Source organism: Halobacillus naozhouensis (assembly GCF_029714185.1).
Lineage (GTDB): Bacteria > Bacillota > Bacilli > Bacillales > Halobacillaceae > Halobacillus_A > Halobacillus_A naozhouensis.
The window spans coordinates 1,936,711-1,959,387 of sequence record NZ_CP121671.1 but is presented as its reverse complement, the minus strand read 5'-3'; the positions used below and the strand labels follow the sequence as shown (position 1 = coordinate 1,959,387).

General features: G+C 43.1%; 24 protein-coding genes. 3 read left to right on the top strand and 21 right to left on the bottom strand.

All coding sequences use genetic code 11. The features are described from left to right. From P9989_RS10295 to smc, 7 genes are all read right to left on the bottom strand, one after another. On the bottom strand, positions 1-405 hold the full coding sequence (locus tag P9989_RS10295; RefSeq protein WP_283078661.1) for a YlqD family protein: 405 nt from the start codon (positions 403-405) through the stop codon (positions 1-3). 47 nt (positions 406-452) lie between these two features. Further along, on the bottom strand, positions 453-680 hold the full coding sequence (locus P9989_RS10290) for a KH domain-containing protein (RefSeq protein WP_283078660.1): 228 nt from the start codon (positions 678-680) through the stop codon (positions 453-455). 14 nt (positions 681-694) lie between these two features. Beyond that, entirely contained in the window at positions 695-967 is a 273-nt protein-coding gene (gene rpsP / locus P9989_RS10285) for a 30S ribosomal protein S16 (protein ID WP_163530520.1), read from the bottom strand. A 90-nt stretch (positions 968-1,057) separates the two neighbouring features. Beyond that, entirely contained in the window at positions 1,058-2,398 is a 1,341-nt protein-coding gene (gene ffh / locus P9989_RS10280) for a signal recognition particle protein (protein ID WP_283078659.1), read from the bottom strand. 13 nt (positions 2,399-2,411) lie between these two features. After that, positions 2,412-2,741 carry a putative DNA-binding protein gene (locus P9989_RS10275; protein ID WP_283078658.1) on the bottom strand — a complete coding sequence of 110 codons (330 nt, stop codon included), beginning with the start codon at positions 2,739-2,741 and terminating at the stop codon, positions 2,412-2,414. Positions 2,742-3,199: 458 nt separating this feature from the next. After that, on the bottom strand, positions 3,200-4,417 hold the full coding sequence (gene ftsY / locus P9989_RS10270) for a signal recognition particle-docking protein FtsY (RefSeq protein WP_283078657.1): 1,218 nt from the start codon (positions 4,415-4,417) through the stop codon (positions 3,200-3,202). Between the two features lie 13 nt (positions 4,418-4,430). Further along, positions 4,431-7,997: a chromosome segregation protein SMC gene (smc, locus tag P9989_RS10265; RefSeq protein WP_283078656.1), complete on the bottom strand. Its 3,567-nt coding sequence runs from the start codon at positions 7,995-7,997 to the stop codon at positions 4,431-4,433. A gap of 278 nt (positions 7,998-8,275) precedes the next feature. On the opposite strand from smc, the gene P9989_RS10260 reads away from it, so the two are divergent. Continuing rightward, entirely contained in the window at positions 8,276-8,497 is a 222-nt protein-coding gene (locus tag P9989_RS10260; protein WP_283078655.1) for a DUF1128 domain-containing protein, read from the top strand. Between the two features lie 93 nt (positions 8,498-8,590). On the opposite strand, the gene rnc is transcribed toward P9989_RS10260, so the two are convergent. The 9 genes from rnc to sdaAB form a co-directional block, all read right to left on the bottom strand. After that, positions 8,591-9,280, bottom strand: a complete 690-nt coding sequence (gene rnc / locus P9989_RS10255; protein ID WP_283078654.1) for a ribonuclease III — start codon at positions 9,278-9,280, stop codon at positions 8,591-8,593. Positions 9,281-9,352: 72 nt separating this feature from the next. Further along, the gene (gene acpP / locus P9989_RS10250; RefSeq protein WP_079529814.1) at positions 9,353-9,586 is read right to left on the bottom strand and encodes an acyl carrier protein; all 234 of its coding nucleotides are present in this window, start codon (positions 9,584-9,586) and stop codon (positions 9,353-9,355) included. Between the two features lie 59 nt (positions 9,587-9,645). Next, positions 9,646-10,386 carry a 3-oxoacyl-[acyl-carrier-protein] reductase gene (gene fabG, locus P9989_RS10245; RefSeq protein WP_283078653.1) on the bottom strand — a complete coding sequence of 247 codons (741 nt, stop codon included), beginning with the start codon at positions 10,384-10,386 and terminating at the stop codon, positions 9,646-9,648. Then, positions 10,386-11,327, bottom strand: a complete 942-nt coding sequence (fabD, locus tag P9989_RS10240) for an ACP S-malonyltransferase (RefSeq protein WP_283078652.1) — start codon at positions 11,325-11,327, stop codon at positions 10,386-10,388. Before fabD ends, fabG begins: the two co-directional genes overlap by 1 nt. Next, positions 11,324-12,328 carry a phosphate acyltransferase PlsX gene (gene plsX / locus P9989_RS10235; RefSeq protein ID WP_283078651.1) on the bottom strand — a complete coding sequence of 335 codons (1,005 nt, stop codon included), beginning with the start codon at positions 12,326-12,328 and terminating at the stop codon, positions 11,324-11,326. Before plsX ends, fabD begins: the two co-directional genes overlap by 4 nt. An 8-nt stretch (positions 12,329-12,336) precedes the next feature. After that, complete coding sequence (gene fapR, locus P9989_RS10230) at positions 12,337-12,906, bottom strand: transcription factor FapR (RefSeq protein ID WP_283078650.1); 570 nt, start codon at positions 12,904-12,906, stop codon at positions 12,337-12,339. A 487-nt stretch (positions 12,907-13,393) separates the two neighbouring features. After that, the gene (gene recG / locus P9989_RS10225) at positions 13,394-15,430 is read right to left on the bottom strand and encodes an ATP-dependent DNA helicase RecG (protein ID WP_283078649.1); all 2,037 of its coding nucleotides are present in this window, start codon (positions 15,428-15,430) and stop codon (positions 13,394-13,396) included. Between the two features lie 5 nt (positions 15,431-15,435). Beyond that, positions 15,436-16,320 carry an L-serine ammonia-lyase, iron-sulfur-dependent, subunit alpha gene (gene sdaAA, locus P9989_RS10220; RefSeq protein WP_283078648.1) on the bottom strand — a complete coding sequence of 295 codons (885 nt, stop codon included), beginning with the start codon at positions 16,318-16,320 and terminating at the stop codon, positions 15,436-15,438. A 21-nt stretch (positions 16,321-16,341) separates the two neighbouring features. After that, on the bottom strand, positions 16,342-17,004 hold the full coding sequence (gene sdaAB, locus P9989_RS10215) for an L-serine ammonia-lyase, iron-sulfur-dependent subunit beta (RefSeq protein WP_283078647.1): 663 nt from the start codon (positions 17,002-17,004) through the stop codon (positions 16,342-16,344). A gap of 217 nt (positions 17,005-17,221) precedes the next feature. On the opposite strand from sdaAB, the gene P9989_RS10210 reads away from it, so the two are divergent. Further along, on the top strand, positions 17,222-18,490 hold the full coding sequence (locus P9989_RS10210; RefSeq protein ID WP_283078646.1) for an NCS2 family permease: 1,269 nt from the start codon (positions 17,222-17,224) through the stop codon (positions 18,488-18,490). Positions 18,491-18,664: 174 nt separating this feature from the next. On the opposite strand, the gene P9989_RS10205 is transcribed toward P9989_RS10210, so the two are convergent. Further along, positions 18,665-20,326, bottom strand: coding sequence for a DAK2 domain-containing protein (locus tag P9989_RS10205; protein ID WP_283078645.1), 1,662 nt, complete (start codon positions 20,324-20,326; stop codon positions 18,665-18,667). A 30-nt stretch (positions 20,327-20,356) separates the two neighbouring features. Next, positions 20,357-20,719: an Asp23/Gls24 family envelope stress response protein gene (locus P9989_RS10200; protein WP_283078644.1), complete on the bottom strand. Its 363-nt coding sequence runs from the start codon at positions 20,717-20,719 to the stop codon at positions 20,357-20,359. 228 nt (positions 20,720-20,947) lie between these two features. Here P9989_RS10200 and rpmB point away from each other — a divergent pair, with 228 nt between their 5' ends. Then, positions 20,948-21,136: a 50S ribosomal protein L28 gene (rpmB, locus tag P9989_RS10195; protein ID WP_283078643.1), complete on the top strand. Its 189-nt coding sequence runs from the start codon at positions 20,948-20,950 to the stop codon at positions 21,134-21,136. A gap of 43 nt (positions 21,137-21,179) precedes the next feature. Here the strand turns inward: rpmB and spoVM are convergent, their stop codons facing one another. The 3 genes from spoVM to rpe form a co-directional block, all read right to left on the bottom strand. Continuing rightward, positions 21,180-21,260 (bottom strand): stage V sporulation protein SpoVM, encoded by an 81-nt coding sequence (gene spoVM, locus P9989_RS10190; protein ID WP_079529801.1) that lies wholly within the window; start codon positions 21,258-21,260, stop codon positions 21,180-21,182. 46 nt (positions 21,261-21,306) lie between these two features. Further along, positions 21,307-21,957, bottom strand: coding sequence for a thiamine diphosphokinase (locus P9989_RS10185; RefSeq protein WP_283078642.1), 651 nt, complete (start codon positions 21,955-21,957; stop codon positions 21,307-21,309). A gap of 69 nt (positions 21,958-22,026) precedes the next feature. Next, positions 22,027-22,677 carry a ribulose-phosphate 3-epimerase gene (rpe, locus tag P9989_RS10180; RefSeq protein WP_283078641.1) on the bottom strand — a complete coding sequence of 217 codons (651 nt, stop codon included), beginning with the start codon at positions 22,675-22,677 and terminating at the stop codon, positions 22,027-22,029.

Below are 22,677 nucleotides of genomic sequence, written 5' to 3'. Positions count from 1 at the left end.
TTACCTCGCTCGTATGACAATTCCGTCCTTAATAATAATCTGAGGATCGAGCATTCGTTCCTCATATCGATCACCTGCTTCCACGGTCACGATAGAATCCACTTCGTCAATGACTAATTCACTGTCATCTGGCAGAATTTCTAATTGACCTAGCAGATGTTCTGCACGCTTCATTTTATCTTTGCGCTTTTGAATCTCAGCGGAAAAACGTTTCTCCACTTCCATTTTAGAAAATTCCTGCTTTTTTTCAAGCTTCTTTTGTTCAAACCATAACTGTTCACATTCTTGCTTTAGACGTAAGTAATCTTGTTCAAACTGCTCGGTTAGTTTCTGTCTGCTTGCTGCTGTTAATACTTGTTTCACAGGTATTCGTTTAAGAATTTGCATCATAAGTACCTGCCTCATCGCTATAATTGTATGGAAAAAAAGGGAAAGGTTTTCCCCTTTCCCTTTTACATGATATCTAAATAGATTCGTTTGTTTGAATCAGACCCTGCCGCATACACGACCGTACGTATTGCTTTGGCAATTCTACCGTTCTTCCCTATTACCTTTCCGACATCATCTGTATGGACGGTTAAGTGATAGACAATCTTATTGTCTTCCTTCTTCACCTCAACAGCGATCTCTTCAGGGTGATCTACGAGCGGTGTTACGATTGTTTCGATCAAGGCTTTCATGATATCACACTACTTTACTTTTGGTTTTTCTTGTCGTGAAATTGCTTCATGATGCCTTCATTTGAGAATAGGTTACGAACTGTATCGCTTGGCTTAGCACCGTTAGACATCCAGTCGATTGCTTTATCAGCATCGATGTCAACCGCTACTGGGTTAACTACTGGGTTATATGTCCCGATTTGTTCAATAAAACGTCCATCACGAGGTGAACGTGAATCTGCTACTACTACACGATAGAACGGGTTACGTTTAGATCCCATTCGTTTTAGGCGAATTTTTACTGCCATGTTTAAGCACCTCCATCATTCTTTTAAATAAATGTTTTACACAAGTTTAGATTTTAGCAGATGAATGAATGTCTGTAAAGGTTTTTTACATTACATAAAGGGAAAATTCATTCCTTTGCCTTTTTTCCCTTTGGTATTACTCATTTGCTTCATCATTTTTTTCATATCTTCAAACTGTTTCAACAGCCTGTTAACTTCGGAAACAGACCTGCCTGAACCCTTTGCAATCCGCTTCTTCCGGCTGGCATTCATCAGCGAAGGATCCTGGCGTTCTTTGATGGTCATCGATTGGATAATCGCTTCAATGTGAGAAATTTGTTTGTCATCAAATGAGGCATTCTTTAAGCCTTTCATTTTATTAGCACCAGGAATCATATTGATCAGTTCATCAAGCGGTCCCATATTTTTGACTTGCTGCATTTGGTCAAGAAAATCCTCGAATGTAAAAGAGGCATTGCGCATTTTTGATTCGAGTTCCTTCGCCTGTTTCTCATCAACTTGCGTTTGAGCTTTCTCAATCAATGTAAGCATGTCACCCATGCCGAGAATTCGGGAGGCCATTCGCTCAGGATGAAATGGCTCAAGCTGGTCAAGCTTCTCACCCATACCGGCAAATTTAATCGGTTTGCCAGTTACCGCTTTAATGGACAGAGCAGCACCGCCACGGGTGTCGCCGTCAAGCTTCGTTAGTAAGACTCCGGTAACATCAAGCTGCTCATCAAAGCTCTCAGCCACGTTCACAGCGTCCTGACCTGTCATCGCATCGACAACAAGAAAAATTTCATCAGGAACTACAGCGTCTTTAATACGCTGCAATTCATTCATCAGATCACCATCGACATGAAGACGACCGGCTGTATCAATAATGACATAGTCATGATGTTCTTCTTTAGCCTTTTCTACGGCATTCTTGGCGATATCTACAGGGTCCGCATCAGTCCCTTGAGCATGAACCGGCATATCCAGCTGACGACCTAATGTCTCAAGCTGCTGGATCGCTGCCGGCCGATAGACGTCGGCCGCTGCTAGAAGTGGTTTACGGTTATAGCTTTTCCTAAGCAGGTTTGCAAGTTTCCCTGTTGTCGTAGTCTTACCGGCACCTTGTAAACCGACCATCATAATGACCGTCGGCGGGCGGTTTGCCACAGCAATCTTACTCTCATCCCCACCCATTAAATCCGTTAACTCTTCTTTAACAATCTTTATGACTTGCTGACCTGGAGTCAGGCTTTCCATCACTTCAGAGCCGACCGACCGTTCGCGAATCCGTTTAACAAAGTCTTTTACCACTTTAAAGTTAACGTCGGCCTCAAGGAGGGCAAGCCGCACCTCGCGGCTCATTTCCTTAACGTCTTGCTCGGAAACCTTCCCTTTTCCTTTAATTTTCTGGATGGTTTGCTGTAATCGGTCGGATAAACCTTCAAATGCCATCGAAGGAACCCTCCTATTCTAATTCTTGTAATTGCTCGAGCCAGTCGTGAAACTGATTCTCCTGCTCAGAATCGTTCACTGCCTCTATCATTTTCTGGATCAATTGCTGACGCTTCTCAAACTTTCCGTACAAAAATAACTTGTCCTCGTATTCCTCAAGCATCGCTTCTGTACGGCGAATATTATCATAGACAGCTTGTCTTGATACATTGAAAGTCTCTGATATTTCACCGAGCGAATAATCTTCTAAATAATAAAGTTCCATATAGTTTCGCTGTTTTGGAGTTAGCAAGGACTGATAAAAATCAAACAAATAGTTAATGCGTGTTGTTTTTTCAAGCACAACATATGCACTCCTTGTTAAGTGAAATACCTTTACATATGAATACTAACGGAGTTCATCCTCCTATGTCAAGGTTGACTATGCTGTTGTTCAATACAAATATAGTTATTTCCTCTCAATAGCTGAAACTCGCATTCTTCCTTTGAAAAATGCGGGTCACTCAAAAATAGTTGTTTACTTTTAACTGATTATTTTAGATAGAACGGAAAATAACAAGACAAAAAAGTTATTTATTAAGCCCTGCTATTACATAATTGTACCCGCTTGTTTGAAGATCAGTTTCGTTACTTTTGAGGATCGCGGATGGGATCTGGGAAACCAACTCGCTTTCCGGAGCCCCTTTTATACCCACTAAGGTCTCGGAACCAAGTCTCCTACAATACTGCCCGTTACGGAACAACTTCATTGTAAATGAAATGTCTTTATTGTAACAAAAACATCTTTATTATCACTCACAACTATTCCTCTTCCGTTTGCTCTTCTATCATATCAGCAAACAACCCATAAACGAAGGCGTGGGCATCAAATGTTTCTAAATCACTTACTTTTTCACCTAGACCAACAAGTTTCACAGGAATCTCCAGTTCATTACGAATTGCGAGCACGATACCGCCTTTCGCTGTTCCATCCAGTTTGGTAAGAACGATGCCAGAAACATCTGTAGCTTCAGAAAACGTCTTCGCCTGACTCATCGCATTCTGCCCTGTTGTCGCATCTAAGACCAGCAGTACTTCATGAGGGGCTCCTGGAACTTCGCGTTCGATGACGCGTTTTACTTTAGATAACTCATTCATCAAGTTAACCTTATTTTGCAAACGGCCGGCTGTATCACAAATCAGCACATCGGCCTGCTTTGATTTAGCGGATTGAATGCCATCATAAATGACTGCTGCGGGATCACTGCCTTCACTATGTTTAATTACATTAACACCGGCGCGTTTTCCCCATTCATCCAACTGATCGATCGCCCCTGCTCTAAATGTATCACCAGCGGCTAACGTAACTTTTTTCCCTTCAGTTTTCAACTGGTGGGCAAGCTTGCCGATTGTCGTGGTTTTCCCAACACCATTAACACCCACGAACAAGTAAATCGTAAGACCATCAGCGTTTGTTTGCAATTCTTCCACTGCACCCTTGTGATCATCACCATAATACAACTCAACAAGTTTCTCCGAAATAACCTCTTTTACCAGCTGAGTGTCTTTAATATTTCTGCGTTTGACTTCCATCTCCAGCTCATCAATCATTTCCATGACTGCATTAACGCCAACATCTGCGGATATTAGGACTTCTTCAAGTTCTTCAAAAAAGTCCTCGTCGACCGTACGATAACGAGCTACTAAGTCATTGATTTTACTCGTAAATGAATCTCTCGTTTTCGTTAAGCCCATCTTAAACTTAGAAGCAATGTTGGATTCTTTAGACTGTACCTCTTCTTCTGCATCCGTCTGTTCCGGTTCATCACCTGCATCGGTTTCTAAGACTGGCTCTTCTGACAGGTCCTCACCCGCTTCCTGAACTTCTGTTTCACCTTCAAGCGATTCAGCTTCTTCCTCTGTCTCCTCATGCTCAAGTGGTGACTGATTCTTTTCTTCTTCTTGTTCCAGAGAATCCTCTACTGCTTTTTCCATCGGTTCTTGTACAAATTTTTCTTTTAACTTTTTAAAAAAGCTCATCAAATCTTCCTTTCTATGTTCCCACTAACTCTGCCGTGTCTTCCAACCGGACAGAAACGAGTTTCGACACTCCGGATTCCTGCATCGTTACACCATACAGGACGTCTGATTCTTCCATAGTTCCTTTTCTGTGGGTAATCACAATAAATTGTGTCCGTTCACTAAACTCTTTCAGGAACCGGGCAAACCGCTCGACGTTCGCTTCATCTAATGCAGCTTCTACCTCATCGAGCACACAGAAAGGAACCGGTCGTACACGCAAGATAGAGAATAACAACGCTATCGCTGTCAGGGCGCGTTCTCCACCAGATAGAAGACTAAGATTCTGCAGTTTCTTACCAGGAGGCTGGGCCACGATATCTACACCCGTTTCAAGCATATCATCAGGCTGTGTTAACTGCAGATCCGCTTTCCCGCCGCCAAATAGATCTTTGAAAACTTCACCAAATTCTGCCCGGATCTTTGTGAAAGTTTCTTCAAATCGACGCTCCATCTCACTATCCATCTCGTAAATAATAGAATAAAGGGTTTCCTTAGCCTCAAGCAAATCCCTCTGCTGGCCAGTCAGGAAATCGTACCGTTCTACAATTCGCTCATACTCATCAATAGCTCCGAGATTAACCGTACCGAGTTCATCAATAGCCCGCTTAATTAATTTCACTCGGGTAGAAGCCGCATGGACATCTTCTACACCTTGATAATCGTTTTTCGCCTTCTCAAACGTAATCACATATTCTTCCTGTAAATAATTCAGTAAATTCTCTAGCTCTACATCAAGACGGTTCGCTTTGACTTCCTTCTGTTGAATATCTTGAAGGTAATTTTGATGTCGGCGCTGGGTTTCTTTCTGTGTTTGTTCTTCCTGATGAACAGCCTGAGCTAATTGATTTCGTTCTTCCCTGCGCTCTTGGATCAGAGCAGACGTCGTTTCTTTTCTTATTTTTGATTTCTCAATATCTTCCATAATGTCTTCTTCTGACTGGTTAGAATCGACGACCTCCACAAGCTGCTGGTAAGAGTGGCGATTTTTGGCTAACTGATCTTGCACCGATTGCAAGTCCTCCTGTAAACGTCCGGCTTTCTCTTTTTGATTCTCAACAGCTGAATCTTGTTCAGCAAGCTTGATTTGTAAGTTCTGATAACGTTCCTTCTGGTTGGCTTCATCTTCCTGCTGCTGATCTTTAGCAGCAGTCAAGTCATCGATTCGTTCCTGCAAGTCTTCAAGCTGTTTACTGAGGGATGTTAATTCTTCAGCCAACGTGGTCAATCGCTCTTTCGCCTGCGATTGATCTTGATTAAACTGTGATTGGTCTTGATCATACAATTGCAGCTGATCATTTAAATGACTAACTTTCACCTGCATCTCCCTAACGGCTGATTGTTCTTCATACTCAGTGTTTCGAGAGGAGATGGATTGTTCTTTTACTTGTTCTCTCTTTTCTGCATTTGAAGAGAGCTTGTCTTTAAGTCGCTTCACCTTTGCTTCAACGTCTCTCGCTTTCAAATCAAAAGACGTAATCTTTTCCGTTAACTCCTGTAGTTCTTTTTCTCTTGTAAAAAGAGATTGGTTCGATTTCTTTTGAGCGCCGCCTGACATCGCTCCGCCCGGATTTACAACGTCCCCCTCAAGGGTGACTATCCGGTATTTTCGATTGACGGCGCGGGCGATCTCATTTGCCTGTTCCAAGTTTGTTGCGATCACAATATGACCTAACAAGTGCTGAATCGCCTTGTCATAACGAGAATCAAACTGAATCAGCTCGGAAGCTGTTCCGAGAAAACCCTCCTGCTCCGCTAACCTGCTGGCCGCCTGACCGAAGACTGAACGAGGTTGAATCGTTGTTAAAGGAAGAAAAGTTGCACGCCCTTTATTGTTCTGTTTGAGCCAGTGAATCGCCTGTCGTCCTGCCTTCTCGTCCTGCACAATTACATGCTGGGCCTGTGCACCCAATGCGGTTTCAATAGCGGTTAAATAGTTTGCCGGAATGTTAATCACTTCAAGGACAGCACCCTCCACACCGTGGATAAGCTGTTTCTCTCTAGCTTTTAGAATCTCGCGCACTCCGTGATAATAACCTGAGTAATCTTCCTTCATCTCTTCAAGCATTTCTTTTTTGGAGCGCATTTTTTCTAAGTATTGATACCCTTGATACAACTTTTGCTGCCATTCCTGATAAGCTGCATCATCTTTTTTAATTTGCTCATCAAGCGTTTCCAGTTCCTGATCCAAGTCCTGCCGCTTCTGGCTGGCTGCTTGCAGCTTATCATTTCGGTCCTTTAAGGAACTCTCAACGGCAGACCTTTCATCTGACATCTCTTGAAACTTCCCTTGCTGTACACCTTTTTTATTGGAAAGCTGAACGAGCTGCTGCTCTAGGGTCTGTTGTTCATTTCGCTTGGCAGCCTGTTTGTTTAATAAGTCAATATAATCACTTTTACAATCTTCAATTTCCGCTTCGATATCGTCTACACCTTGATGCAAGGCTTCTCCTGCCTGTTTTAGGTTTACTTTAGTTTCTTTACGGTTTTGCTGGACAGTTTTTAATTTGTCCGTTTCAGATTGAGCCTTTTGCTTTACGATTTCGAGCTGGGAAGATAATTCTTCATATTCTGAGGTTAATTTAGTCTTGTTCTCAGAGTAATGTTTATGGCGCTCTTTCATTAACTCTTTTTTACCTTCTAAATTTTCCAGCTCACGCGTTAGAACTAACAAAGTTTCCTGCAGGTCTTCGATAGATTCTTCTAAAGCTTCCATGTTTTCACGCTTCTTCGTTATCGAAGCTGCCTGTCTGTCCAATTCAGCCTTCAATTCGTTTTCCTCTTGTTTCACTTCTTCCAGTTGGACTAGAAGCCCTTGCCACTCTTCATGGAGGTTTTCAATCTGAGTAACGAGTAAAGAAATTTCTACGTGCTTCAACTCATCTTTTTTCTCTAAATAGTCTTTCGCAACTGAGGCTTGTTCTCTTAGAGGCTCCAGCTGTCCATCGATCTCATGGATAATGTCTTCCACCCGATTGAGGTTTTCCTGTGTTTCGAAAAGCTTATGTTCTGCCTTCTTCTTTCTCTGTTTATACTTGAGCACCCCTGCCGCCTCTTCAAAAATGGAACGGCGCTCTTCGGGTTTAGAACTGAGAATTTCTTCGACCTTACCTTGACTAATAATCGAGAACGCTTCCCGGCCGAGACCGGAATCCATAAATAAATCGACAATATCCTTAAGACGGCATGTCTGATTATTGATATAAAATTCACTTTCTCCTGAACGATACACCCGTCGTGTTACACTGACTTCCTGATAATCGAGTGGTAACGTATGTTGTTCGTTATTTAATGTTAAGGTGACTTCAGCCATATTTAAAGCTTTTCTCGTATCACTTCCAGCAAAAATAATATCTTCCATTTTTGTCCCGCGCAGTGATCGGGCAGATTGTTCACCGAGTACCCAGCGGATCGCATCTGTAATATTACTTTTTCCACTTCCATTTGGACCGACTACTGAGGTAACCCCTGAAACGAAGTCCACGGTTACCCGTTCGGCAAATGATTTAAATCCTACTGTATCCAGACGTTTGAGGAACATACTCATCCTCCTGTTTATTAATATACAAAAAGCGCCGGATCTCTCGTATTCAGCTGCAACCACCATGAAAAAAGTTTTGACTGGTATGCCGAAACTCGAGCTGACGCAGCGCGTAGTCTGCTTTTTCTTCACTAATTATACTTGATTTCAACTTACTCATTTTATCATAGTCTGGTGCAGAGCGGTAGATATGTAAGCTGTCAAGGGTTTTAAAATGACAGCATTTATTTTATGATGATACATAGTAGAAATTATGAGTCGATGAAGGAGGCTGCATTATGAGTTTACAAGAACCTACTCAGGATAATTTAAACATCATCATAAATGATATGGCTGAACGATTACAAGTGGTCAACCGTTCACTGATGGATCCTGACGATTACGACCTAAATAAGTATGAAGAAATTAAATCATTGCACGACATTGTAGAAATGAAAGGCCAGTTAAGTGTTTCTGAAATCCAAGCATTCGTACAGGAACTAGGCCAATACCGCAAGTAGCATGAATACCCGGAAAAGCTAACGTGATCCTAACACGCGGATCAGGTCCGTAAAAAAAGACGGTACAGATGAATGTTCATCTGGCCGTCTTTTTTACATTGCCCCTTGATTTATCAATGCTTGCTGAGCTGCTTTTTGTTCTGCCTCTTTTTTCGTACGCCCAATGCCGATCCCCGCATTCTCATTCTGGATCCGGACATGTGCTACAAACTCGCGGCTGTGTGCTGGACCTCTTTCTTCTACAATCTCATACTCAATTCTGCTGTTTCGGTCCCGTTGAATGAACTCCTGGAGCTGACTCTTATAATCCATCGCATGAGAAAAAGCACCTTCTTTGATCTTAGGGTAAACGTAATTTTCAAGAAAATGCACGACTTGATTAAAGCCTTTATCTAAGTATAAGGCACCTATAAATGCCTCGAATACATCAGCCAACAGAGCTGGACGATTACGGCCGCCGGTCATTTCTTCCCCTTTACCGAGTAAGATTAAGTCCTGAAAATTTAAATCGTTTGCAAATTTGACGAGTGAAGCTTCACAAACAATTGATGCCCTCAGTTTTGTTAATTCTCCTTCAGGCTTGTTCGGAAATTCTTTATATAAATATTGAGACACCCCTAATTCAAGGACGGCATCTCCCAAAAATTCAAGGCGCTCATTATCTTCACGGTCTGTTTTGCGATGCTCATTCACATAGGATGAATGGGTAAAAGCTTGTTCCAGCAACGATAGATTTTTAAATTGTTGGTTAATTTTATCTTGGAAACTGGGGAAATCCTCCATACGTCACCTTGTCCCTTTTTAAAATTAGTAATATAGGAAAGGCTGCCTGAAAAACAGGCAGCTATTCAATGGTTAGGATACACTGTTTATGTAATTCACAGCGTCGCCAACCGTATTGATTTTTTCAGCTTCTTCATCAGAGATTTCCATATCAAACTCATCTTCGAGCTCCATTACTAATTCTACTACGTCAAGAGAGTCTGCTTCTAGATCTTCTTTGAAGGAAGCTTCCATTGTAACTTTAGATTCGTCTGCATCTAGACGATCGACAATGATTTGTTTTACGCGATCAAATGTTTCTGCCATAGGAACTTCACCTCCCTTCAGTTATTATAGTAGATTTCACTTCCGGAAACCAGATCAATTTACATGACCATTCCGCCATCGATATGAAGTGTTTGACCTGTAATATAGGCAGCATCTCCAGAAGCGAGGAAACGTACAGCTCGAGCAACGTCTTCTCCTCCACCTAAGCGGTTAAGCGGAATCAAGGCAAGCATTTGTTCTCGCTGCTCGTCCGTCAGCTGATCGGTCATGTCTGTTGTAATATAACCAGGAGCCACAGCATTTACGGTGATATTTCGTGAAGCCAGTTCCTTAGCATTGGATTTCGTTAACCCAATGACGCCTGCTTTAGCAGCTACGTAGTTGGCTTGTCCAGGATTACCTGAAACTCCTACGATAGAGGAAATATTAATAATCCGGCCAAACTTCTGCTTCATCATCTGTCTGGTTACGCCTTTCGTACACATAAAGACACCTTTTAAGTTAGTATCAATTACATCATCAAACTCTTGTTCCTTCATACGCATTAAGAGATTATCTTTTGTAATTCCAGCATTGTTCACTAAAATATCTAAGCGGCCGAATTCTTCTACCACTGTCTTCACCATGCGGCTGACATCGTCTGCTTGAGAGACGTTGGCTTGGATTTTAATGGCTTCACCGCCGTTGTCTTTAATTTCCTGAATAACCGCTTCGGCTCTATCTTCACTGCCCGCATAATTCACAGCTACTTTTGCACCATTTTGAGCAAGCTCAAGGGCGATGGCCCGGCCAATCCCGCGCGAAGCACCAGTGACGAGTGCAACTTGTTCTTGAAGCATTATGAATCCTCCTTATACCATTCTAAAAATGAAGCTGCTGATTCCGGGTCACCGATAGCAAACGTCTTCATTCTGCGTTTTACCTTTCTGACGAGACCACTTAATACTTTGCCGTGCCCGACTTCCACAATCGCGTCGATGTCTTCTTCGACAAATTGTTCAAGAATTTCCTGGAAACGGACAGGTGAATACAGTTGTTGTACTAATAAACTATGGATCTTTCCGGAATCTGTAACAGCTTCTGCCGACACATTTGCATACACAGGAAGTTTAGCGTCATGCAATGCAGTTTCCTCTAAGGAGTTCGCCAGGCTTTCACTAGCCGGCTTCATCAATCTTGAATGAAAAGGTCCGCTGACGTTAAGTGGTAATACTCGCTTTGCTCCCGCTTCTTGTAACAGTTCGGAAGCGTGTTTCACTCCGTCTGATGTACCGGAGATCACAATTTGCCCTGGACAATTAATGTTGGCTAAATCAACAGGCTGATCTTGATCCATTTTCGCTAAAACTCGTTCTATTTCTTCCTTGTCCAAACCTAGAACTGCTGCCATGGCTCCTAACCCTGTCGGATAGGCTTCTTCCATTAATTTACCTCGTGTATGGACAAGCTTAACCGCGTCAATAGCGTCAAGGGAACCCGCACTGACTAAGGCACTGTATTCCCCTAAACTGTGCCCAGCCGTCATAGCTGGTGTAACGCCTTCTTCCTCTAACACCTTTGCCATCGCAACACTGTTTAATAATAGTGCTGGCTGGGCGTTTTCGGTTTTCGTTAATTCCTCAGCCGGTCCTTCAAACATTAAGGAAGTCAGCGAATAACCTAATGCCTCATCAGCTGCGTCGAATAATTCTTTTACTTGCGGATAGGTTTCGTACATGTCCTGTCCCATGCCAACCTCCTGAGAGCCTTGGCCTGGAAAAATATATGCTATACGTTTCATTCATGATCCTCCTTCGCTTGAAGTTCTTCCATGGTACCAGCAATGGTTGTGGACACGTTTCGTTCGATCATTTCACACGCTTGTCGAATCGCATTATAAACCGCCCGTTCATTAGAAGACCCATGAGCTTTTATGACAGGGGCAGCCAGGCCAAACAAGCCTGCGCCTCCGTACTCAGAGTAATCCAGCTGGTCCTTTAACTGTTTCAAATCGTTTTTGACAAGCCCAGCTGCAAGCTTCGTTTTAAAGCTGGACATAAATGTTTTCTTCATCATCGAAAACATTGTCATCGCGGTTCCCTCAAGTGTTTTGAGTGTGACGTTTCCCGTAAATCCATCGGTCACGACTACATCAGCAACGCCCGTTAATAAATCTCTTGCTTCGACATTGCCAACAAAGTTAATCGGTGCGTCTGATAACAGCTTGAACACCTGCTTGGTCAACTCGCTTCCTTTACCGTCCTCTGTCCCTACATTCAATAAACCTACTCTTGGCCGAGAGATTTCACGGACTTTTTCGCTATAAATGGAACCCATAACCGCGTATTGCAGTAAGTGATTCGGTTTAGCATCCACATTGGCTCCAACATCAAGCAGCAGAAAGCCTTTGCCATCTTCTGTAGGGAGTGTAGGGCTTAAAGCCGGACGGTCGATTCCTTTCATTCGGCCGACAATAAATAAGCCGGCACTCATGAGCGCCCCTGTATTCCCAGCTGATATGCATCCTTCAGCTCTGCCTTCGCTTACTTCTTTTGCCATCAAGACCATCGAGGCCGTCTTTTTTTTGCGAACAGCTCTAACAGGCTCATCATCTGACGTAATCTTTTCATCTGTATGTATAACCGAAATATTTGCTGTATCACCTAGTAAAGGATTGATTTGTTGTTCATCACCTATCAAGGTTATTGACAGGTCATCAATCTTGGACACGGCTTGTACCGCCCCCTTGACGATCGACTCAGGAGCATGATCTCCGCCCATAGCATCTATTGCTAGTTTCATTACTTGCTTCACTCCTTTGACTCTTGCTGACGAAACATTTCAAATGTACCTGCGAACACTTCCTCATTTTCTACAAAGCTGTGCACATCCACTAGCGTGCGCCCTTTATCATCATCACCTCGGACGAATGCCTTAGCTATGACACGCTCTCCTTGCTTAACCTGCCGCATAAAGCGAATCCTCGACTCAGCTGTAAGGGCCAGCTCCTCATCAATTACAGCTACAGCAAGGGAATTTGCCTGGGCAAACAAATGATGTCCTCGGGCGATGTGATTTCTTGAGAAAACATGTTCCGCTTTAATATCCAAAATGGAAATGGCACGTTGATCCAGTTCCAAATCGACTACTTCCCCGATAACTTCCTCAATAGGAAGAGCTTTAACCGTTTCGTTCCATTCCTGGGTAGCCACAGATTTGATCCGTTCTCTTAATTCAGGAATAGATAACTCCATCCGATCGAGGCGGATGGTTTGGATACTTACACCGAATTGGTTTGCCAGGGTCTCATCTGTTATGAAGGGAGTGGCTTCAATGGTTGATTTTAATTCACTTTGCCTCATTTGTTTCGTACGTTTCATCACGTTCCCACCGTTCGATTGCCACATTTTTTATGACTAGGTACTAACAGTAATATATAATACCTGAATCAATTACGCAATAGTTTCCCTATATTGTTCGAGGAAACGATAAAAACATACAAATGAGCTAAAGCACAAGTGACCCGGGTTGCCGCGGCAGAGAGTATTCGGGTAAGGACCAGATAAAGGAAGTTCGGTTAAAATCGGCACGTCCTGTGGGGCATGTGCCAACATTGAACGAGGCAGGGACATAACTATACCTCTTAAGTAAAAAGACGAATGATGCGCTGCTTTAGCGGAGAAAATATACGAAGACTCCTGCGGGAGGAAAGGCCTAGGTGAGACCCTGCAATGCGCCAGCACGAGGAGACTCAACAGCCTCCCGCGGAAAGCGAAGTATATTTTCGAAGCGAATTATAAGCACGAATAATAGTTCGGATTATTTTCATCTGATAAAATTAATTTTTTCCAAGCTCTCACTCATTTTTTAATCAAGGATCTCACCACTAATATGCTCATCTTGCTCAATGAGCTCTTTCAACGGCCTAAATTGTTCATCATGAACCAACGAACCGTTCACTATTATTTCGGCTGCATCGGCTCTGGCCGTTTCAAGTGCCCGATAGTCATGAACCATGTCACCCACTTTAAATTCAGGCAGTCCGCTTTGTTTTCTGCCAAAAAAGTCTCCAGGACCTCTCAGTTTTAAATCCTGCTCAGATAGCTCAAATCCATCAGTCGTTTCAGTCATAATACGCATTCGTTCTTTGCCTACATCTCCCTTAGGATCAGCGAGTAAAATACAATAACTTTGCTCATGGCCTCGGCCGACACGTCCCCGCAGTTGATGAAGCTGTGAAAGACCAAATCGTTCCGCGTCATGAATCACCATCACAGTTGCATTCGGGACATTCACCCCTACCTCAACGACTGTCGTTGACACGAGCACCTGCAGTTCATTCTCTGCGAAACGCTTCATCACTTCTTCTTTTTCCTCATTATGAAGGCGTCCGTGCATTAGGCCAACTGAAATATTGGGTTCGTAGACTTCAGCAATTTGCTGGTATAAATCAACTGCATTTTGGATGTCTAACTGATCAGATTCCTCAATTAACGGACAAATTACATATGCCTGCTGACCATTCCTGACCACTTTTTCAATAAAACCCAGCACACGATCCGTCATTTCTCCTTTAATCCAGTAGGTTTCAACTGGTTTTCGGCCGGCTGGCATCTCATCAATCACCGATACGTCCATATCACCGAACGCTGTAATCGCCAGGGTTCTTGGAATAGGTGTTGCCGTCATGAATAAGACGTCCGGACTTAAGCCTTTCCCTCTTAACGCACGGCGCTGGTTAACTCCGAAGCGATGCTGCTCATCAACGATCACAAAACCCAGCTCATTAAATTCAACTTCTTCTTGAATCAGGGCATGTGTCCCCACTATAATATCCACTTCGTGCGCCTGGATGGACTGCAGAACCTCTTTGCGTTTTTTACCTTTAACAGAACCTGTTAACAAAACTACGCGGGCCCTACCGGCAAACATCTGACTAAGAGAATGGTAATGCTGTTCGGCAAGAATTTCAGTAGGAACCATGAGGGCACCTTGCTTCCCTATCGTAATCGAGGCATATAGTGCAATCGCCGCAACGGCTGTTTTCCCTGATCCTACATCCCCTTGCAGAAGCCGGTTCATCCGGTAAGGACTCTTCATATCCTTTAAGATCTCTGCCAGCGATCGTTTTTGGGCAGCGGTCAATTCAAAAGGAAGGTCCTGGACAAAGCCGGTTAATTGATCATTATTATAGTTTTGTGCGTTTCCTTTGGTAGACTCGCGATGAAGTTTCCTTAGCAGCTGCATTTTTAGTTGAAATACGAGAAATTCTTCATAAATAAATCGCCTTTTCGCATGCTTGAGCATGATCCGGCTTTCAGGGTAATGCATTTGCAACAGTGCTTGTCTGCGGTCTGGAAGCTTATAGGAAAGCATCGTTTCTTCAGGTAAAATTTCCGTAACTTCGTCTGCATGCTCATCAAGGGCAGCTTTTATCACCTTTCTTAACGTCTTCAATGTTACACTTTCTTTCAACGTGTAAACGGGCTGAATCGGATCCTGACTTTTGGCTTCGCCTTTTTTAAATTGGCTCACAGTGATTTGCAATCGATGCTGATCCCATTTGCCAGTAACCGTGATGGTATCGCCTTTATGTAACTGTTTCTTGGCAAAAGCTCGATTAAACATCACCGCTTTAACCGCAAATTGCTCCACCTGCAGCGTCATCGTTAAGCGTGATTTCTTTTTACCGTAATAGTTCACAGCTGGTTCCGCCGTTAAAACTCCTTCAATAGTCGCCTTCTCATTATGAATTAATTCGGTTAGCGGCTTGATTTCATACGTTTCGTAACGATATGGGAAATAGAATAACAAATCTTCAATTGTAAAAAGTCCAAGCTCATTCAAATGAGCTTGGAGCTTTTCCCCGACACCTTTTACTTCACCTATAGATTGGCTCAACATGGAATTCACTCTTTCTCGAGCGGCATGCCGTACACTTTAGCTTCGAGCTGCTTTCCTGTCGGCGTAGCAGCGAGCCCGCCTTGAGCCGTTTCGCGGAAGGCTGTCGGCATCCGCTGACCTACTTTATACATGGCATCGATGACTTCATCACAAGGGATACGGCTCGTGACACCTGCGAGAGCCATGTCAGCTGAAACAATCGCATTCGTTGCTCCCATCGCATTCCTTTTCACACAGGGAACTTCTACTAAACCAGCAACAGGGTCACAAATGAGACCAAGCATATTCTTAAGCGTGATCGCCATCGCCTCAGCTGACTGGGCTGGTGTTCCTCCAGCCATTTCTACGATCGCTGCTGATGCCATTCCGGCAGCAGAACCGACTTCTGCCTGACAGCCCCCTGCTGCACCAGAGATGGATGCATTGTTCGCAACAACAAAGCCAAACGCTCCCAATGTGAATAGATAGCGAACCATTTGTTCCCGGGTAGGATTTAGTTTATTTTTAACAGCAAACAATGTTCCCGGAACACAGCCTGCGCTGCCTGCAGTTGGAGTGGCGCAAATCGTTCCCATCGCTGCGTTCACTTCGTTAGTGGCAACAGCCTTACTAACCGCATCCATTAATAAGTTCCCAGAGAGTGGCTCATGGTCTCTCATATAGTCCTGAATTAAAACCGCATCGCCGCCGGTTAATCCACTGTGAGACTTTACACCTTTCAAGCCGTCCTCAACAGCTTTCTCCATGACCGCCAGATTTCGTTCCATTTGAGAGAAGATCTCTTCCCTTGAAACTTGCTTAACATCTGCTTCCTGCTGAATCATTATTTCTGAAATTTTTTCGCCTTTGCTTTCTGCAAGTTGTATTAATTCTGCAACGTTTTTAAACAAAGTACTACCCCTTTCTCTAGGTTAGTCTGATATTTTAGCGACCTGGGTAATATGATCTGCACGTTCTAATTCGCTTAAAACCGAATCATCAATATTTTGATCCACCTCGATCACCATCAGTGCCTGTTCTCCCTCACCTTTTCTTGACACTTCCATACGGCCGATATTAATTTCATTGCTCGCCAATATGGTTGTAGCTGAGGCGATGGCCCCGTACCGATCATTATGAATGAGCAGAATCGCCGGGTGGCTTCCAGAAAGCTTTAACTCAAAACCATTAAGCTCTGTAATCTCAGCCTTTCCTCCGCCGATTGAGATCCCGACAAGTTCAAGTTCATCCTGTTCATCTCCAATTTTGATTCGAGCTGTATTAGGGTGATCCGTTTGTGCTGCTTCCTCAAAAAATTGCACTTTTATTCCTTTTTCACGGGCTGTATCGAGTGACTTACTCATTCTTGTATCATCTGTATCGTAATCTAGCAATCCACCAACAATAGCCACATCAGTCCCATGACCTTTATACGTTTCTTTAAATGAACCATATAAATGAATATTTGCATAGTGAGGCTCCCGGCCAAATAAATGTCTGGCTGCCCGGCCAATCCGGGCGGCTCCAGCTGTATGTGAGCTGGAAGGTCCAATCATAACAGGGCCAATTATATCAAACACTGATCTATACTTCATTCCTACCACCATCCCATCTGATACTTACTTCTATTTTAACGGGAAAACGCTTACTTTTACAAATTCAACCCTATTTATTCTATCATATTGCTCTCTATTTGTAACAATTTAATATAAAGATGAATTGATTCTTAGCTGGGAGAAGAGTATAATAGTTCTTCGTGGGTTACACGGTAACCGGGTGGGAGAGGGATAAATTTCATAGAGGCGATTGTCTATGCTTACTAAGCATAATCACACGCTTGGCTTGCGTCAAGACCTGTTAGCGGGCTTAATCGGCTATTTTACTACTGTTTATATCGTGGCGGTAAACAGCCAGATTCTGAAAACGGCAGGTCTGCCATTAGAGCAAGGAATGGTTGCCACCATTTTAGCAAGCGCTGCAGGCTGTTTGATCATGGCTTTATACGCCAATGCCCCTATGGTACTCATTCCTGGTATGGGAGTGAATGCTTTATTTGCTTATTCGATTGTCGAAGGCAGCGGGATTCCGTTTCAGGAAGGTCTGGCTGTGGTTCTTGTAGCTGGATTGATTTTTCTGCTGACCGCTTTCACGCGTTTGGGAGATTGGTTAAAAACAGCTATCCCTGATTCGTTAAAGCATGCAGTTACTGTAGGTCTTGGGATGTTTTTGACTTTAATCGGCTTAGAGAAAGGCGGTCTCGTCGTCCGCGGAGAACATTCATTGATTACATTAGGTAATCCGTCTTCCGCTCTCGTGATCACGAGTTTACTAACCTTATTTATTGCTGTCTTTCTTTTTGCTAAAAATGTCCCCGGCAACTTCCTGATCACTATGATCATCGGCACGCTCATTGCACACTTTACCGGCTTATTAGATGCACCTGGGCCCTCCTTGTCCTTAGCGGATCAGGAATGGATTATGATGCCTTCCTTCAGCGGAATTACTGAATTCAGTTTCTGGATGGCCGTATTTCCATTAACCATTGTCCTTATTTTTGAAAATATGGGTCTGATTCACGGACAATTGTCCATGTTAAAACAGGACGATAAGTTCAAAAAAGCTTATCAAGCTTCAGCTTTTTCAGCGCTCGCAAGTGGATTTTTCGGAACTTCTCCGACTGTATCTTCGGCTGAAAGTGCTGCTGTTATTGCATCAGGAGGAAAATCTGGCCGCGCAAGTCTTACGATGGCCGTGCTGTTTCTGGCAACACTGCTGCTGATCCCTTGGATATCAATGGTTCCTTCAACAGCCATCAGTCCTATCTTAATCATCGTCGGGGCACTGATGGTGCAAAATATTAAGGAAATACCGTTGGACAATTTATCTGAAGCAATGCCAGCCTTTTTGATCATTGTGATGATTCCGTTCACTTATTCGATCGCTGATGGCATGGCCTTCGGGTTCATTGCCTATCCTATCGTGAAGTTTGCGATCGGAAAGCAGCGAGAGCTAACCACACCGGTTGTATGTATTGCCATGATCTTTCTTCTTGAATTTATCATGCGATCACTCGGGCATTAATTGAAAGATGAAAAGGGCGTCTAGACCATGGAAGTATTAATCAAACTATGGTCGTGTGGAATAAAGCTATTATTCCAGATTGGAATAACTTATAACGCTAAGGTCTATCCCCTAATAGCCTTAGAAGCTGAACCACAGAAAAAGCGGAGCCTGGTAGGCTCCGCTTTTGTTCGTTTATTCAACAGAAAAAACAAAGGAATAGATAGGCTGGTCACCACGATGAATTTCCACTTCCATATCCTCGTAGTGTTCCTCTAAATAAGCTTCTAAGGCTTCGACCTCTTGCTCATTAGCCTCTTCACCACTGATGATAGTGACGATCTCGTCCTCTTCTTCATCAATCATTTCTTTTAATAGATCCTTAGCCGTAGCTAATTTGTCCTTCTGGGCCGAAGAGATTTTTCCTTCAGATATCCCCATAAAATGTCCTTTTTCTATCGAAAGTCCATCAATTTGCGTATCCCTAACCGCATAGGTGATTTGTCCCGACTTCACCTGGGCCATTAACGAAGACATTTCCTCCTGGTTCGCAATTAAATCTGCTTCCGGATTAAATCCAAGTAAGGCACTAATCCCTTGAGGTATCGTTTTCGATGGTACAACCGCTGCATTTACTTCAGCTAATTCAGCCGCCTGTTCAGCCGCCATCGTAATGTTTTTATTGTTTGGCAAAATAAGAACATTGTTGGCGTGAGCTTCCACAATTGCGTCTGAAATATCTTTAGTACTTGGATTCATCGTCTGGCCGCCTTGGATGACAACATTGGCCCCGAGGCTCTCAAACAACTTCTTCATTCCGTCTCCCATCGCTACCGTCACAATCCCATACCCAGCCTTTTCCCTAGGTTTGGTTTGTTTTTTATCGCCAACGATTGACGTATGCTGCTCCCGCATATTTTCGATCTTCATATTCACTAAACTGCCGTATTGCTGGCCCAAATTAAGAGCATTGCCGGGATGTTCAGTGTGGATATGGACTTTGATCAACTCTTCGTCAGACACGACGAGCAGCGAATCACCGTGTTCACTTAATACTTCCCGGAAAGCTTCTTCTTTATATGGTGTTTCGGCCAATTTCTCTTCTTCAAACTTGACCATAAATTCTGTACAATACCCATATTTAATATCATCAGTATCCATGAAGTCCTGGGCAAGTTTATGGTGTTCAGCGTTCACCATCTCTCCCATTGAGTTCATTGTACTGTGTTCAGGCATCTCTTCACCTTTTAAATTGGCTAAAAACCCTTCGTAAATGGTTAATAACCCTTGTCCACCACTATCGACCACTCCCACTTCTTTTAAAACCGGAAGCAATTCAGGTGTCCCTTTTAAGGATTCGCGTGCAGCATCCACCACACCTTGAATAAATGGCAGAAATTCCTCTTCTTTTTCCGCTAAAGTTACAGATGCTTCTCCTGTTTCCCGTGCAACCGTCAGAATAGTGCCTTCGACGGGTTTCATTACTGCTTTATAGGCGGTCTTTACGCCGCCTTGAAGAGCTTCAGCAAAATCTTTCGTGGTGATCGTTTCTTTCTCTTCCAACGCTTTAGAAAACCCTCTGAATAACTGAGAAAGAATAACCCCTGAGTTTCCTCGTGCTCCCATTAACAAACCTTTTGCGAATGCTTGTGAAACGAGCCCGGCATGATTTGCAGAAACGTTCTTCACTTCTTCTGCCCCTGACGACATGGACAAATTCATATTCGTACCGGTATCTCCATCCGGAACAGGAAACACATTAAGAGCATCAATCATCTGCGAGTTGCTTTTAAGATGATGAGCACCTTGCAGAATCATTTCTGCCAGTGTTGTCCCCTCTAACTTTCGTAACGTCACGCTGCTTCCTCCTTTGACTAACGACTACCTTTATTCGTTGATCACCCGTACCCCTTGGATGAAAATATTTACCGAACTAACTGATAAGCCTACTGTTTTATTTAATGTGTATTTGACTTGTGATTGGACATTATGTGCGACTTCCGATATTTTCGTACCATAGCTTACGATAATATACATATCGATATGGAGCTGTTCATCTTCTTGTCTTACGACAACGCCTCTTGAAAAATTCTCACGACGCAGCATTTCTGCCAGACCATCTCGAAGTTGATTTTTAGAGGCCATGCCGACAATTCCGTAACATTCAACCGCAGCACCTCCTGCTACAGTGGAAATGACTTCATTGCTTATCGTGATATGACCATATTTAGTAGTAAGATCAACGGACATTTAAAAATCCTCCTTTGTCACTCAACCATGTTCGTGCACCCATTATATCACAGAATTCATACATCGTATTTATATACGGTGAAACCCCTCCTATACTCTGAAACAATTGCTTCTCTCTGTCAAGAAAAAATTCTTGATATCATCTTTCGTTCCATTGCATTTACGTATTTATTATGATACATTAATTAAGTATTTCATGATTTATGTATCGTAACAGGAGGGATTTATATGTCACGCAAATGTGTCGTTTCAGGACGTAGTACACGTTCCGGAAATAATCGTTCACACGCTATGAACGCTAATAAACGTCAATTCAAAGCCAACGTGCAAAAAGTGCGTATTCTTGTAGATGGTAAGCCTAAGAAGGTTTATGTATCTGCACGTGATTTAAAATCAGGTAAAGTAGAGCGCGTCTAATCTAGACTCGCACAAAAAAGCACCCTCACAGGGTGCTTTTTTGCTATTCTTTTTTAAAAGTACCAATGATAGCCCGTACAAACCCTCCGAGAAAACGCGGGAGTTTAATCGTATAGAATTTCATGAGCCCCCTCCTCAAAATGTAAAGCTGTGCGTCTTGCAACCTTCTGTTAGATAACGTCATGGCTTCTTATTACTAAGAGTATGCCTTCGGTGAATGAAAAAGTACCTCTATCTTCAATCAATTGATTAGATATACAGCGCGTCGATCCATAAGAAAGTTCAGCATCCAGTAACGGATAATAAAAACCTTCCAAACTTAACCCTTTGATTGCAAGCGTGACCGGTAAGAAGGATACATATGGATATTGACTGATCTTCTTCAGTGTATGCACTCCTTGACCAACTAATTCCACTTGATTTTGCTGATCAATAATAGTTCCTTTAATACCTTTTGTTAATAGGGGGTACAAAATTTGAATATTTACCATCGTATGATCAAGCCGCCCGCCTGTTACGCCAAAAAGTAAAATCTGCTCTGGCTGGTATTTTAAAGCTTCGAGAAGGGCTATTTCGAGGTCTGTTTCATTCTTTTCATTTGGGTATGTATCCGTTCTTCCCGCTGATTCTTTAATCCGCATTAACGACTCGGAGCTGACTGAGTCAAAGTCACCTACAGCGATATCCAGCCGTCTGCCTTGCTCAAGGATTACTTCCGCTCCAAGATCAGCCCCAATCCAGAGTATATTGTTTTCATCAAATTTTGAGAGGTCTGGCACGAAATCCTTTGGTCCGCCAGCGACGATCGCTATTTTCTTCATTACCTTACCACCTTCAAAAAAAGAAGCCAAAATATCGGCAGTGAACCACATATTTTGGCTTCTTGCTGTTTATAACGATTGACGAATTTCCGTGATCGCTTTTCCTCGATCTTCCTGGTTAAATATTGCACTTCCAGCTACCAGTACATCTGCTCCCGCTTCCGTACAGATTTTGGCGGTTTCCTTATTAACCCCACCATCAATTTCGATTTCAAACTCAGCATCCAGTTCGCTTCGCCATGTGGAAATCTGGTTAATTTTCGGGACAACACTTTCAATGAATGATTGCCCGCCAAATCCTGGATTTACAGTCATAAGCAGCACAAGATCCACATCTTGTAATATTGGTTTAATAGATTCTGCCGGTGTGGCAGGATTGATAACCACACCTGCTTTTACACAATGGCTTTTGATAAGTTGAACCGTTCGATGCAGATGGGGAGAGGCTTCCTGGTGCACTGTAATGATATCAGATCCCGCTTTAGCAAAAGCACCAATATAATCATCAGGATTTTCAATCATCAAATGAACATCGATCGGTAACGTCGTATTCGGGCGTATCGCTTCCACAATAAGTGGTCCAATTGTAATATTAGGAACAAAATGGCCGTCCATTACATCCACATGAATGTAATCGGCTCCTCCTTGTTCCACATCTAGAATTTCCGACCCTAATTGGGCAAAATCTGATGCCAGAATCGATGGCGCAATCTTAGTCAT

Coding starts and splice junctions, on each gene's coding strand:
- P9989_RS10260 (WP_283078655.1), top strand. CDS start 8,276: ATGAGTTTACAAGAACCTACTCAGGATAATTTAAACATCATCATAAAT.
- P9989_RS10290 (WP_283078660.1), bottom strand. CDS start 680: ATGAAAGCCTTGATCGAAACAATCGTAACACCGCTCGTAGATCACCCT.
- sdaAB (WP_283078647.1), bottom strand. CDS start 17,004: ATGAAGTATAGATCAGTGTTTGATATAATTGGCCCTGTTATGATTGGA.
- fabG (WP_283078653.1), bottom strand. CDS start 10,386: ATGCTTCAAGAACAAGTTGCACTCGTCACTGGTGCTTCGCGCGGGATT.
- plsX (WP_283078651.1), bottom strand. CDS start 12,328: ATGAAACTAGCAATAGATGCTATGGGCGGAGATCATGCTCCTGAGTCG.
- fapR (WP_283078650.1), bottom strand. CDS start 12,906: ATGAAACGTACGAAACAAATGAGGCAAAGTGAATTAAAATCAACCATT.
- rpsP (WP_163530520.1), bottom strand. CDS start 967: ATGGCAGTAAAAATTCGCCTAAAACGAATGGGATCTAAACGTAACCCG.
- P9989_RS10200 (WP_283078644.1), bottom strand. CDS start 20,719: ATGTCCGTTGATCTTACTACTAAATATGGTCATATCACGATAAGCAAT.
- spoVM (WP_079529801.1), bottom strand. CDS start 21,260: ATGAAATTCTATACGATTAAACTCCCGCGTTTTCTCGGAGGGTTTGTA.
- ffh (WP_283078659.1), bottom strand. CDS start 2,398: ATGGCATTTGAAGGTTTATCCGACCGATTACAGCAAACCATCCAGAAA.
- fabD (WP_283078652.1), bottom strand. CDS start 11,327: ATGAAACGTATAGCATATATTTTTCCAGGCCAAGGCTCTCAGGAGGTT.
- rpmB (WP_283078643.1), top strand. CDS start 20,948: ATGTCACGCAAATGTGTCGTTTCAGGACGTAGTACACGTTCCGGAAAT.
- ftsY (WP_283078657.1), bottom strand. CDS start 4,417: ATGAGCTTTTTTAAAAAGTTAAAAGAAAAATTTGTACAAGAACCGATG.
- rnc (WP_283078654.1), bottom strand. CDS start 9,280: ATGGAGGATTTCCCCAGTTTCCAAGATAAAATTAACCAACAATTTAAA.
- P9989_RS10210 (WP_283078646.1), top strand. CDS start 17,222: ATGCTTACTAAGCATAATCACACGCTTGGCTTGCGTCAAGACCTGTTA.
- smc (WP_283078656.1), bottom strand. CDS start 7,997: ATGTTCCTCAAACGTCTGGATACAGTAGGATTTAAATCATTTGCCGAA.
- P9989_RS10185 (WP_283078642.1), bottom strand. CDS start 21,957: ATGAAGAAAATAGCGATCGTCGCTGGCGGACCAAAGGATTTCGTGCCA.
- P9989_RS10295 (WP_283078661.1), bottom strand. CDS start 405: ATGAGGCAGGTACTTATGATGCAAATTCTTAAACGAATACCTGTGAAA.
- recG (WP_283078649.1), bottom strand. CDS start 15,430: ATGTTGAGCCAATCTATAGGTGAAGTAAAAGGTGTCGGGGAAAAGCTC.
- rpe (WP_283078641.1), bottom strand. CDS start 22,677: ATGACTAAGATTGCGCCATCGATTCTGGCATCAGATTTTGCCCAATTA.
- acpP (WP_079529814.1), bottom strand. CDS start 9,586: ATGGCAGAAACATTTGATCGCGTAAAACAAATCATTGTCGATCGTCTA.